General features: G+C 52.8%; 11 protein-coding genes. 3 read left to right on the top strand and 8 right to left on the bottom strand.

All coding sequences use genetic code 11. The features are described from left to right. Positions 1–127: 127 nt before the first annotated feature. Both fumC and DUE52_RS28410 read left to right on the top strand, forming a co-directional pair. Complete coding sequence (gene fumC, locus DUE52_RS28415; protein ID WP_114409544.1) at positions 128–1,531, top strand: class II fumarate hydratase; 1,404 nt, start codon at positions 128–130, stop codon at positions 1,529–1,531. A gap of 67 nt (positions 1,532–1,598) precedes the next feature. Further along, a complete protein-coding gene (locus DUE52_RS28410) occupies positions 1,599–2,465 on the top strand; it encodes a glycerophosphodiester phosphodiesterase family protein (protein ID WP_114409485.1) in 867 nt (288 codons plus the stop codon). Positions 2,466–2,529: 64 nt separating this feature from the next. Here DUE52_RS28410 and DUE52_RS28405 read toward each other — a convergent pair whose 3' ends face one another. The 8 genes from DUE52_RS28405 to DUE52_RS28370 all read right to left on the bottom strand — a co-directional run bounded on the left by DUE52_RS28405 (position 2,530) and on the right by DUE52_RS28370 (position 12,254). Further along, a complete protein-coding gene (locus tag DUE52_RS28405) occupies positions 2,530–3,486 on the bottom strand; it encodes a transketolase family protein (protein ID WP_114409484.1) in 957 nt (318 codons plus the stop codon). A 10-nt stretch (positions 3,487–3,496) separates the two neighbouring features. After that, complete coding sequence (locus DUE52_RS28400; RefSeq protein WP_114409483.1) at positions 3,497–4,354, bottom strand: transketolase; 858 nt, start codon at positions 4,352–4,354, stop codon at positions 3,497–3,499. Between the two features lie 86 nt (positions 4,355–4,440). Further along, positions 4,441–5,772 carry a xylose isomerase gene (xylA, locus tag DUE52_RS28395; RefSeq protein WP_114409482.1) on the bottom strand — a complete coding sequence of 444 codons (1,332 nt, stop codon included), beginning with the start codon at positions 5,770–5,772 and terminating at the stop codon, positions 4,441–4,443. Positions 5,773–5,968: 196 nt separating this feature from the next. After that, entirely contained in the window at positions 5,969–6,655 is a 687-nt protein-coding gene (locus tag DUE52_RS28390) for an NUDIX hydrolase (RefSeq protein ID WP_114409481.1), read from the bottom strand. A 155-nt stretch (positions 6,656–6,810) separates the two neighbouring features. Then, positions 6,811–8,742 (bottom strand): sialate O-acetylesterase, encoded by a 1,932-nt coding sequence (locus DUE52_RS28385; protein ID WP_114409480.1) that lies wholly within the window; start codon positions 8,740–8,742, stop codon positions 6,811–6,813. Between the two features lie 103 nt (positions 8,743–8,845). Beyond that, positions 8,846–10,441, bottom strand: coding sequence for a bifunctional GNAT family N-acetyltransferase/carbon-nitrogen hydrolase family protein (locus DUE52_RS28380; RefSeq protein ID WP_114409479.1), 1,596 nt, complete (start codon positions 10,439–10,441; stop codon positions 8,846–8,848). Positions 10,442–10,541: 100 nt separating this feature from the next. After that, positions 10,542–11,573: a threonine aldolase family protein gene (locus DUE52_RS28375; RefSeq protein WP_114409478.1), complete on the bottom strand. Its 1,032-nt coding sequence runs from the start codon at positions 11,571–11,573 to the stop codon at positions 10,542–10,544. 123 nt (positions 11,574–11,696) lie between these two features. Further along, the gene (locus tag DUE52_RS28370) at positions 11,697–12,254 is read right to left on the bottom strand and encodes an outer membrane beta-barrel protein (protein WP_114409477.1); all 558 of its coding nucleotides are present in this window, start codon (positions 12,252–12,254) and stop codon (positions 11,697–11,699) included. A 232-nt stretch (positions 12,255–12,486) separates the two neighbouring features. Here DUE52_RS28370 and DUE52_RS28365 point away from each other — a divergent pair, with 232 nt between their 5' ends. Beyond that, entirely contained in the window at positions 12,487–13,365 is an 879-nt protein-coding gene (locus tag DUE52_RS28365; RefSeq protein ID WP_114409476.1) for a sterol desaturase family protein, read from the top strand. The last annotated feature ends 13 nt before the right edge of the window (positions 13,366–13,378 follow it).

The raw sequence follows: 13,378 nt of genomic DNA, 5'->3' as shown, positions 1-13,378 counted from the left end.
GACAACATCCTGACAAATATATAAATTCCATGCGTATCTATTGGCTTGTGTTCTACCTTTGCCACCGGAAGCGCCGGGCAAACCCGCCGGCATCTTTTGTCTCAAGTCTAACGTCTATTGTCTCAAAATGGAATACCGGATTGAAAAAGACACGATGGGCCAGGTTCAGGTACCGGCCAACGTGTATTGGGGCGCACAAACCCAGCGTTCGATTGAAAACTTCAAAATTGCGCAAGACATCAATAAAATGCCCCGCGAAATCGTTCGGGCGTTTGCCTATCTGAAAAAAGCCGCAGCCCTGACCAATCTCGACGCGGGCGTGTTGTCGCAGGAGAAATCGGACCTGATCGGGCGGGCGTGTGACGAAATTCTGGACGGCAAACTGGACGATCAGTTTCCGCTGGTTGTTTGGCAAACCGGTTCCGGTACGCAGTCGAATATGAACGTCAACGAAGTCGTAGCCTACCGTGCCCACGTGTTGCAGGGTGGCCAGTTGACTGACGAAAAGAAAGCGCTTCACCCGAACGACGACGTCAACAAGTCGCAGTCCTCGAACGATACGTTTCCGACGGCCATGCATATTGCGGCTTACAAGATTCTGATCGAAGTGACGATTCCCGGAATTGAAAAACTGCGGGACACCCTGGATGCGAAGGCGAAAGAGTTTAAAAATGTCGTCAAAATTGGCCGGACGCATTTCATGGATGCCACACCGTTGACGGTAGGGCAGGAATTTTCGGGTTACGTTTCTCAGTTGACGCACGGTTTACGAGCCATCAAAAACACGCTGGCGCATTTGAGCGAACTCGCCCTGGGCGGAACCGCCGTCGGAACGGGTATCAACACACCCCCGAATTATTCCGAAAACGTCGCCAAACACATCGCCGACCTGACGGGTTTGCCGTTCGTTACCGCCGAAAATAAGTTTGAAGCCCTGGCCGCTCACGACGCCATTGTGGAAGCGCACGGCGCGTTGAAAACCGTTGCCGCCAGCCTGATGAAAATTGGGAACGACGTGCGGATGCTGTCGTCGGGACCACGCGCGGGCATCGGTGAAATCTTCATTCCCGACAACGAACCGGGTTCGTCGATCATGCCGGGGAAAGTGAACCCCACGCAGTGCGAAGCCATGACGATGGTGGCGGCTCAGGTGTTTGGCAATGATGTCGCGATCAACATCGGCGGTTCCATGGGTCATTTCGAACTGAACGTTTTCAAACCGGTAATGATCTACAACTTTCTGCACTCGGCGCGGCTGATTGGGGATGTGTGTGTGTCGTTCAACGACAAATGTGCTGTCGGGATTCGTCCGATTGAAGAAAATATCCGGAAGCACGTCAACAACTCGCTGATGCTGGTGACGGCGCTGAACACCAAAATCGGGTATTACAAAGCCGCCGAAATTGCCCAAACCGCCCACCGCGAAGGCAGCACACTGAAAGAAACCGCCATCAAACTGGGCTACCTGACGGAAGCGGAGTTTGACGAATGGGTGAAACCGGAAGAGATGGTAGGAAATATCGATGTATAAGTAGCGACAGACAACTAAACCTGTTAGGTTTTTAAAACCTAACAGGTCTGTATACACACTTCACAACATGAAACGAATTTTATGGCTTGGTTTTACGATCGGTTTACTAACCGGTTGTGCGCCAAAAACCGTACTCAATGCGTACCGCGTTCCGGCGGGCGGGCTGTCGACTTTTTTCAACTACACCCCCGGCAGAACCGCCATGATCAGTGCCCACCGGGGTGGGGGCGATATCAAAGGTTACCCCGAAAATTGCATCGAATCGTTTGCTTATCTGGCCGAAAAACTGCCCGTGATCATCGAATGTGACATCGACCTGACCCGCGACAGTGTGCTGGTGATGATGCACGACCAAACCCTGGACCGAACGACGACCGGAACTGGTAAACTCATCGGAAAAACCTACGAAGAAACGCAGCAATACCGCCTGGAAGACAACCTGGGCAATGTGACGAACTTCAAAATTCCGACGCTGGAGCAGGTGCTGCGGTGGGGGAAAGGCAAGGTGATTTACACGCTGGATGTCAAAAAAAACGTCCCTTTTGCCAAAGTTGTCGAGATGGTCCGGCGGACGGGCGCGGCTGATTATTCGGTGGTGATCACCTACAGCGCCACGCAAGCCGCCGAAGTCTACCGGCTTGACCCGAACCTGATGTTGTCGGTTACGATTCTGAAAGAAGAAGACTACCAGCGACTCCACGACCTCGGTATTCCAGACCGCAACATGGTGGCGTTTGTGGGCGTCAAAGAACCCAGCCCTGAGTTATACCGGTTTTTGCACGGAAAAGGGATTTCCTGTATTCTCGGAACGCTCGGCAATCTGGACAAACAGGCCATTGCCAAAGGCGATCAGGTCTATAAAAAGTTTGCCGAAAATGGCGCGGATGTGATGTCGACGGATCGGCCGCTGGAGGTCTATCAGGCGGTAAAATAACAGACCTCCGGCTGAGAGCGTCCTGATCCGGGCTTTTCACGACGACCCGGATCAAGACCAATCCTTACTTTTTCCGCTGGATAACTGCCAGCGCTTTGGCGACGATCGAGGCCGCTGTTAATCCGTATTTTTCCATCAGTTGCTCCGGTGTTCCGCTTTCGCCGAACGAATCGTTGACGGCCACCATTTCCAGCGGGGCCGGATGGTTCAGCGCCAGTACCTGCGCCACGCTATCGCCCAAACCACCGTTCATCTGGTGTTCTTCGGCCGTTACGACACAACCCGTTTTCGAAACCGATGCCAGAATTGCCTCTTTGTCCAGCGGTTTGATGGTGTGGATGTTGATGATTTCGGCTTCTACACCCTGTTCGGCCAGCAGCTTACCGGCTTCCAGTGCCTGCCAGACCATGTGCCCGGTGGCAAAAATAGAGACATCCGCACCTTCGTTGAGCAGAATGGCTTTTCCGATTTCAAACGGTTGGTCGGCGGGGGTAAAGTTGGGCACAACGGGACGTCCAAACCGGAGGTAAACCGGCCCCTCATAATCGGCAATGGCGATGGTGGCGGCTTTGGTCTGGTTGAAATCGCAGGGATTGATAACGGTCATGCCGGGCAGGGCTTTCATCATACTGATGTCTTCCAGCACCTGGTGCGTTGCGCCATCTTCGCCCAGGGTCAGCCCCGCGTGAGAGACGCAGATTTTAACATTTTTATTCGAATACGCGACCGCCTGACGAATCTGGTCCAGCACCCGGCTTGAGCCAAAGTTGGCAAAGGTCGTAGCAAAAGGAATCAGGCCGTTCAGCGTCAGACCGGCGGCAACCCCGATCATGTTGGCTTCAGCAATCCCGCACTGGATAAACCGGTCGGGATTTTCTTTGATGAACGTGTCCAGTTTGAGGGAAGCTACCAGATCGGCGCAGAGGGCAACGACATCCGGATGCGAGCGGCCCAATTCTGCCATGCCCGCGCCGAAACCGGAACGGGTATCTTTCTTTTCGGTAAACGTGTAGGTTTTCATGAGGTCAGAATTAATAGTCGCCGAGGGTTTCTTCCAGTTGAGCCAGGGCTGCGGTGAGCTGTTCGTTGTTGGGAGCCGTTCCGTGCCACTTGTGGGTGTGCATCATGAAATCAACGCCCTGTCCCATTTCCGTTTTCATGATGATGCAAACGGGAGCGCCCTGGCCACCAGCCTCTTGAGCGGCTTGTAGGGTCGATGCCACATCATCCAGGTCATTGCCGTCCATGTGGAGCACTGTCCAGCCGAAGGCTTCGTATTTGGCACCCAGATCACGGTTGTTGAGAACCACATCGGTAGGGCCGTCGATCTGCTGTCCGTTAAAGTCAATAATGGCAATCAGATTATCCAGTTTGCGGTGCGGAATAAAGGCTGCGGCTTCCCAGATCTGCCCTTCCTGTTGCTCGCCATCACCCATCAAACAGTAGACCCGGTGGGGGTCGTTGCGGATTTTTTTGCCATAGGCAGCACCAGCCGCTACCGAAAGTCCCTGCCCCAAAGAACCGGAAGCAATGCGGATTCCGGGTAGGTGTTCCGCCGTTGCGGGGTGGCCCTGCAACCGGGAATTCAGTTTGCGGAATGTCGCCAGCTCGGAAACCGGGAAATAACCACGGCGGGCCAGCACGGAATACAGTACCGGCGAAATATGACCATTGGACAAAAAGAACAGATCTTCGCCCGAACCGCTCATATCAAACACGACGGAACCCTGATCGTCCATTTTCAGGTTCATGGCCTGGAAATACAGACTCACCAGTAAGTCCGTACACCCCAGCGAACCTCCCGGATGCCCGGATGCGACGCCATGCACCATGCGGACAATATCCCGGCGTACCTGCGAAGCGACTTTTGCTAATTCACTCGTTTCCATGCGTTTATTTTTTAGGATCATCCGTATATCCGCCACTCAGGCCACAAAAACATCGGACCTGAGTGGCGAATAGGAAAGGGGAAATATTAGATATACTGATTGATGAGGCTCTCCAGCCATTCCTGCTTGCCACTGCGAACGGCCGGCTCCCCGTTTTCGAGTGTGTAGCTGCGCAGATCTTCCAGCGTCAGTTTGCCTTCTTCAAACGCTTTTCCGGGGCCGCCATCGAAAGAGCTGTACCGTTCAGTCCGGAATTTGAGATAGTCTGACTCTTTCAGAATGGCATCCGCCACGATAAACGAACGGGCAAACGCATCCATGCCGCTGATGTGTGCAATGAATAAATCCTCGAAATCGGTGGAGTTCCGGCGCACTTTGGCGTCGAAGTTGATACCCCCGGGTGTGATGCCTCCCGCCTGGTGAATCACCAGAGCCGCTTCAACCAGTTCGTACAGATTGATCGGAAACTGATCGGTATCCCAGCCATTCTGGTTGTCGCCCCGGTTGGCGTCGATGCTGCCCAACATCCCCGCATCAGCCGCTACCTGCAATTCGTGGTCGAAGGTATGCCCGGCCAAAGTCGCGTGGTTGACCTCGATGTTCAGTTGAAAATCATTCTCTAAACCGTACTGACGCAGGAAACCAATAACCGTAGCCGCGTCGTAATCGTACTGGTGTTTCGTGGGTTCCATCGGTTTCGGCTCAATGAAGAAGGTGCCTTTGAAACCTTGCTGGCGGGCATAATCGCGGGCCATGGTCAGAAACTTCGCCAGGTGTTCGACTTCCCGCTTCATGTTGGTGTTCAACAGGGACATATAGCCTTCCCGGCCACCCCAGAACACGTAGTTTTCGCCACCCAAAGCGATGGTGGCATCGATGGCATTTTTAACCTGGGTTCCGGCATAGGCCAACACCGCAAAATCCGGATTGGTCGATGCGCCGTTCATGTAGCGCGGGTTTGAGAACACATTCGCCGTGCCCCACAGCAGCTTGACACCACTGGCCGACTGCTTCTGTTTTGCGTAGTCGACAATGGCCTGCAGGCGGCTTTCGTAATCATTGACCGATGGGCCTTCATCCACCAGGTCGATGTCGTGGAAACAATAATACGGTGCTCCAATTTTGGTGAAAAACTCAAAAGCAGCATCCATTTTCAGTTTCGCCCGCACGTTGGCGTCGCTATCCTGATCCCACGGAAAAATCCGCGTTCCGGGACCAAACGGATCTCCGCCCGCTCCGCAGAAGGTGTGCCAGTAGCTAATGGCAAAGCGGAGTTGCTCCCGCAGCGTTTTGCCACCCAGCATGAGATCCGGATTATACCATTTAAACGCTAACGGATTCTTGGATTTGGGGCCTTCGTAGGCAATGGCGCCAATGCCGGGGAAATATTCCCGGTCGCCCAGGGTGATGGTTGACATGGTTTGTGAATTGGTTAAGCGGTTTTGAATTCGATCTGATTTCAACGGAAATTTTCTAATGGTGTAAAGTTGACACTTATTTTATAAATGTCAAAACGACACCTACTATTTTTTTCTTAAACTCCTCCTTGTAACTGGCCGTAAAGTAGCAAGTCGTTGCGCTCCGGGAGATGATATCGCTGGCTGGAAATTTGAGCTAGGTGGGTATAAAATTTAAAAAGGAGTCGGTGGCCTGCTGGTATTTGGTTTGATCTACCTGGTAGTAATAGGCACCCTTCCGGGAAAACCCTTTCTGCTTTTCGTCCAGTTTGATGAGGAGGTTCGTCGAGAGGATTTTCCGGCTGAAGTTTCGCTTATCAAATTCGGTGTTGTAGACGGCATCGTACAACTTTTTAAGTTGGGGAATCGTAAACTTCTCAGGTAGAAGTTCGAAACCAATGGGATGCTGTGCCGCTTTGTAGCGTAACCGTTTGATGGCCAGGTCGACCATGTCGCCGTGGTCGAATAATAAAGGCGGCAAATTATAGATCGAAAACCAGCGGGCCTGATACGTCTCCGTGATTTTCGATTCATAATCTGCCACTTTTACCAGCGAGAAATACGCCACCGAAACCGTTCGGACAATGGGGTCGCGGTGCGGGTCACCAAAAGCATGCAACTGTTCCAGGTATACGTTGGTCAGGCCGGTCAGGTCAAACAAGATGCGGGCGGCTGCCTGTTCCAGGCTTTCAACGGGTTGCAGCCATCCACCCATCAGCGACCAGGTACGCTCTTCCATGCCGCGTTTGACGAGTAACACTTTCAGGCTTTCCCCGTCAAAACCGAAGATGATGGAATCCAGAGCCACTAAGTACGGATGTTGCTGTTTATATTGGTCTAACATGGGTTGTTGAAAAGCCGGCGGTTTCGAAGTAAAGGCGAAAGTAGGGAATTCATCTCATTTTTACGGTTTGCCAAACACATCGTTCCGCCATAACAATCACCGGCTGATCCAATTCAGGTCATCAGCCGCTCCGTTTTCCGGTCATTCATTTGCTTTTACCGGTCGGTCCGAAAAGGGGACGCCGGTAATCCTTCCCGGTTATACAGATTGGGATTTACGGGGTTATCGGCCCAGGCATAGCGCACATACCGGGGCTCCGGCACCTCATCACTCCAGACCACCACCTGGCCATTTTGGATACGGGCCTTTGCCCATACAAATTTTTTATCGCTGCCCGCAATGGCAAAGTCACCGGGTGCTTCCCCGTCCTGCGTGACCAATCCTCCACCGGCATCAGAGAAGCTGACCACGATGGTATTCCCCTCAATTGCCGATGATTGGTAGATCGGGCCGGAAGAAATCAGGTTTTCGTGGTAAGCGGTTTTCAAGGCAGCCAGAGCCAGCCGTTCGCCCACGTCTTTTTTATTGTCGGGGTGAATGTCGTTCCATTCGCCCAGATCAATCGCCACGGCCATACCCGTATTAGGCACCTTCAGGGCGTTGAGCTGTGCTTCCCGCAAAACCGCCCAATGGCTTTCAGAGGGCTGGTAATTGTAGTCCATAAAACCGGGTAACTGAACATACAGAAAGGGCAGTGTCCCCTGGTTCCAGTGCCGTCGCCAGTCCGAAATCAAGGCCGGTAGCAGCGTAGCGTATTCCTCAGGACGACCGGCATTGCTTTCCCCCTGATACCAGCAAAAACCTTTGATGGCGTAGTTGATTTCCGGAGCCACCATCGCATTATACAAGGCGGTGGGTTGATTTTGCGCACTGATTCCACCCCCGGAAACGCCAACTGGGGGCCGATAGGCCGCACCCACTTTATACTGCCAGGTGCCTTTCAGATCGAGGGTGTCGGTTCCGGCAAAAAGACAGTAAGGTTTGTCGGGAACAAAACCGCCTTTCCCCGCCGTGTTGGTGACCCGGATGACGAGCACATTCTTCCCGGCTTTCAGGACACCGGCAGGTAGTTTATACCGGCGCTGGGGGTATTGATACGTCGTTTTTCCGACCGGTTTTCCATTGATAAACAGTTCGTCGGCATCCACGATCCGACCCAGAAAGACTTTGGCGGGCTGGTCGGTCATTGAAGCCGGTACGTCGATTTCCTTGCGATACCAGACGACGCCATTCAAGTCTTTCAGCCCCTGATCTTCCCAATAACCGGGAATGTTGATCGGGCGCCAGCCCTTTGGCGTATACGAAACGTCAGACCATTTTGGGGTGGCGGTTAGTCCAACATCCTCGGGTTGTATTGCCAGTGCAGGCGGTTTCCGGTTCAGGTGATTGAAATAGGTGGTGTCTTTGTTCTTCGCGATGGTGGTTTTCATCGCCGGGAAATTGGCCAATCCTTCTTCGCTTGTCCAGGCTTCGATGGGCGTCCCGCCAACACTGGCGTTGATGATGCCAATGGGGATTTTATAGGTTGCGTACAGTTTTTTAGCGAAAAAATAGGCCACTGCCGAAAAGGCCCTGACGTCTTCGCCCACGGCGGCTTTCCATTGTCCGGCCGGAAGATCACTTTGGGGCTTTTGCAGGTTCGTCAGCGTGGGTACCCAGAACTGCCGGATTTGGGAGTCGTTGGCCTGTTCAATTTCTTTTGCGTACGTGACGTCATGGATGTTAAGTTGATGCACCATGTTGCTTTGCCCGCTGCAAAACCAGACGTCGCCCACCAGAATATCCTTGAGAGTCAGCCGGGAACTTCCCACAATATCCATCGTGAAGGGCCCGCCCGCCGGCGTGGCGGGTAGCCTGATCTGCCATTGACCGGTGGCGTCGGTGACGGTTTTGTAGTTGCGGTTTTTAAAACGGACGGAAATTTTTTCGCCCGGTTTTGCCCATCCCCAAATCTTCAGGGGGGCGTCGCGTTGGAGCACCATGCCATCGCTGATGAGTTTGGGTAGACGCACCTCTCCGAAGCACACGACCGACGCCAGTAAAAGAACCGTGAGGAGATTCAGGACTCGTTTTGTATTTACGTTCATGGGTTAGGTTCAATCAATTCTGTAGCAACGATAAAAAAGTTTGCCATAAAAATGCCGCCGTTTTCAACTGGAACGGCGGCATCAGCACGGTGTAGTTGAGCAGTTAGTCAACCACAATCACCGGAGGCAGAACCCGCAGGTCTTCTTCGTTCGAAAGTTCTTTTTTCTTTTCCGGCTTCGTCCGGGCCGAGCGTTTTACGGTAATGTCATACAAATCGGTTCGGCGGTCTTTCAGAATCTGAACCGAGCCTTGTTCGTGTAACTCGGTCAGCAGCGACAGATCGACGTCGGTGATCAGCACCATTTCGGTGTTGGGTGTCGACTCGGCTTTGATGGCGTTGTTGGGAAACTGAAAATCGGAAGGCGTGAACACCGCCGACTGGGCGTAATGGATGTCCATGTTGGCTACCCGGGGCAGGTTGCCGACACAGCCCGAAATGGCCACGTAACATTCGTTTTCAATGGCCCGCGCCATCGCACAATGCCGCACCCGGTTGTAGCCATTCTGGGTGTCGGTCAGGAAAGGTACAAACAGAATCTGCATACCCTGATCGGCCAGAATCCGGCTCAGTTCCGGGAACTCGACGTCGTAGCAGATCAGCAAACCGATCTTGCCGCAGTCGGTGTCGAACGTCCGGATTTCGCTGCCACCCACCATGCCATAATGCCGGACTTCATTGGGCGTAATGTGAATTTTCCGGTATTCTTCATACGAACCGTCGCGCCGGTATAAGTAAGCTACATTATAAAGTTTCCCCTCGTCGATCAACGGCATACTGCCACCAACGATGTTGACATTGTAGGAAATGGCCAGTTCCGACAACCGCTGACGCACTTCATTCGTTACCTCGGCCAGTTTGCGAATGGCAACCGGTGCGGGCAGGTCATTGAAATCGGCCATCAGGGGCGTATTGAAAAATTCCGGGAGAACCAGAAAGTCGGCTTTGTAGTCGCTGACCGAATCGGCGAAAAATTCGACCTGATCGAGCAAGGCCTGCATGTTGGAGAAAAGCCGCATCTGCCACTGCACAACGCCCAATCGGATGATGGCGTTGGTATGCGGTTTTTTCTTCTTTTCGTCGACGTAATAGATGTTGTTCCACTCCAGCAAAGTAGCGTATTCCAGTGATTCACTGTCGCCGGGCAAATATCCGCGCAGCACTTTCTTGACGTGAAAATCATTGGAAAGCTGGAACGTCAGCGTGGGATCGTAGATTTCCTTCTGCTTTACTTTGGCAATAAATTCGCGGGGCGACATTTCGCCGGCATAGCGCACGTAGTTCGGAATCCGCCCGCCCGCCATGATGCCTTTCAGGTTCAGCGACTCACAAAGTTCCTTGCGGGCATCGTAGAGCCGCCGACCCAGCCGCAAATCCCGGTATTCAGGGTGGACGAATAACTCGATGCCATACAGCCAGTTGCCTTTCGGATTGTGTGTGTCGAAACTGTAATTACCGGTTATTTCCTCGTACGTGTGGTTGTCGCCAAAATCGCTGTACTTCACCCGGATTGCCAGCGAACAGGCCACGACTTTGCCGTCGACCTCCACGCAGAACTGGCCCTCCGGGAAAATTTTTAGCAGTTTATCGATGAGGTTCTTTTCCCAATAATCCCCGCCGATGCCGCTGTAGACTTCGATCATCGACTCCTTCAGGTCGGCGTAATCGGATTTTTGTAGTGTTCTGGTTTGAATATGCATGTCTGATATTGGGAATTATTTCGCAGAGTTGAGCGGAGTCAAGGGAGTTAAGCGGAGTTTTTTTCAATCTCTATTCTACGCTTAACTCCCTTGACTCCGCTCAACTCTGCGAAACAACTCCTTCTTTTATTTTCTGTTCTAAACTCGAAAGGTGCTCGTCCGTAAAGTCCAGATGCGTGACGAAGCGGACCAGGTGTTTCCCGAAGGTAACGGCTAAAATTCCTTTGCGGCCTAATTCTGCAACGTAATCGGCGGCTAAGATGTTCTGGTTCAGTCGAAAAATGACAATGTTGGTGTCGATGGGATAAATTTCTTCCACTTCGGGCAACGGCAGCAGCATCTGACCGATTTTTCGGGCGCGGGCGTGGTCGAGTTTCAGGCGGTTGATGTGGTGGTCGAGGGCGTAGATACCCGCAGCGGCCAGATAACCGGCCTGCCGCCAGCCACCACCCATCAGTTTCCGGTAGCGACGGGCCTGTTTGACCACATCCGCTTTCCCTAGCAACAACGACCCCACTGGGCACCCCAGCCCTTTGGACAGGCAAATGCTGATCGAATCGAATAGCTGCCCATAGGCTTCCGGGCTTTCCCCGGTTTCGACCAGCGCATTGAACAGGCGCGCGCCGTCCAGGTGCAGTTTCAACCCGTGTTCGTCGCACACCTGCCGGATGGCGGCAATTTCGGGAATGGTGTAATAACAGCCCCCGCCTTTGTTGACGGTATTTTCCAGACAGACCAGTCGCGTAATGGGCTTGTGCAGGTCGTCGGGCTGGATGTGGTCGCGAACCAGTTCGGGCGTCAGTTTACCGCGTTCGCCCTGCGCCAGACTAAGCGACGCCAGCGCATTGACGGCGATGCCCCCGCCTTCGTAGAGGTGAACGTGCGATAGCTGGTCGCAAATCACATCGTCGCCCGGGCGGGTGTGGGTACGAATCGCCAATTGGTTGGTCATCGTGCCGGAGGTGCAGAAAAGGGCGGCTTCCATCCCGAACAACCGGGCGGCTTTCTCTTCCAGGGCCAGCACCGTCGGGTCGTCGCCCAGCACATCGTCGCCCACTTCGGCGGTGAACATGGCTTCCAGCATCGCCGGGCTGGGTTTGGTAACGGTATCACTTCGTAAATCGATCGGCATAGCCTGACAGGGAAAATTTCGGTTGTACACAACTTACAAAGAAAACAAAAAAGCCGTCCCCTAAAAAGGAGACGGCTTTCTAAAACAGTAACAACAAATACTACTCTACTCTCACTTATATCGTCATAAACCAAAGTTTTTCGAAATTCCGAACGACGCCCCACTGCCAAAATCAAATTTAAAATTCGTCGTGCTTTCAGAAGCGCCCTTGGGTTTGAGGGATGCGTAGCTCAAACCGCCGAAGCTAAAGTTTAAAGCAAACCCGTTTTTCATATTAACACCAATTGCCGGGAAGAAAGTGCCACGAAATCCATTTGCCGATATGCCACCGGTTTTACCTGAGAGAATATCGGCGTTAAACTGGCCATAGAGGGCGAAAATGTCCGAAAGGGGAACGGCATACCGGATAAAGGGGCCAACGGCAAAGGCCGAGGTTTTCGACTCGACGGCGTTCGTGGTGGTTTTCCAGCTTTCGGTCGAAAGCGACAAGCCGGCCGTCCAGTTGTCGGTAAACTGGTAACCAACCGCAGGTGAAAAACCGAAGGTATTGACCTTGTTACTCTCGCTGGTCTTTTGCGATTCGGCTTTGATCGACCCATACACCAATACCGTATTTTTCTGGGCATAAACGCCGGCTACGCTCAAGGCGGAAACCAGCAAACTCATTACTACTTTTTTCATTTCTTGTGTCTGGTTGTAAGATGACGCCCTTTTTCGAAGGGTTTACGTTGAGACGTAGAAATTTTTAAAAGTTACATTTTTTGAAAAAAAACGGTTTAAACGGCACAAAAACGCGATATGCGGGCGGTCGGACGGGTGGGGGGCGGTTTCGTTTGTTACGAATCCGGCACCGGATTTGCAGAAATGATTAGAGGAGAGCCGAATCCGTCTTTTTTAGTTTTAAGCAACAGGCATGGATGATCTGATTCATTACGCCATTCCGGGGTTTGTCCTTCTGCTGCTTACGGAAGTCGTGGTTACGGCGGTTCAGCAGAAAGACTATTATGAAACCCGGGATACACTGAGCAGTCTGTCGATGGGCATTGGCAATGTCATCATCGGACTGCTGGGCAAGGTTATTGTGTATGGGGCCTATGCGCTGGTGTATGAATACCGGCTCTTTACCATCGATATGACCCGGTGGTGGGCTTGGGTCGCGCTATTTTTTGCCGATGATTTCAGTTACTACTGGTTTCACCGGATTAGCCACAGCAGCCGGTATTTCTGGGCCTCCCACGTGGTGCATCACTCGTCGCAGAAATACAATTTGGGAACGGCGCTCCGGCAAACGTGGACGGGCAATCTGAGTGGGGCGTTTGTTTTCTGGATCTGGCTACCGTTGCTCGGGTTTCATCCGGCCGCGGTGCTAACCATGCAGTCAATCAGCTTGTTATACCAATTCTGGATTCATACCGAATACATCAACCGGTTTCCGGCTTTCTTCGAAGCGGTTTTCAATACGCCTTCGCATCACCGCGTTCACCACGGTTCGGATCTGAAATACCTGGATAAAAACCACGCCGGGGTGCTGATCATCTGGGACCGGCTTTTCGGCACGTTTCAACAGGAAGAAGAACGCCCCACCTACGGGCTGACCAAAAATATTGAGACCCACAACCCCATCCGGATTGCGTTTCACGAATGGGTAGACATCAGCCGGGATGTGGCCAAATCCGGTTCTTTTCGACGGGCCATTCGGTATGTGTTCGGTCCACCGGGCTGGAGTCACGACGGTTCCCGCAAAACCACCCGGCAATTGCGCGAAGCGGAACATAACCCTCAAAAGCCATGAAACAAAAGGCCCG

This window comes from Larkinella punicea, from assembly GCF_003334855.1.
GTDB lineage: Bacteria > Bacteroidota > Bacteroidia > Cytophagales > Spirosomataceae > Larkinella > Larkinella punicea.
The sequence above is the reverse complement of the archived record's forward strand: the minus strand, read 5'-3'. Positions and strand labels throughout refer to the sequence as shown.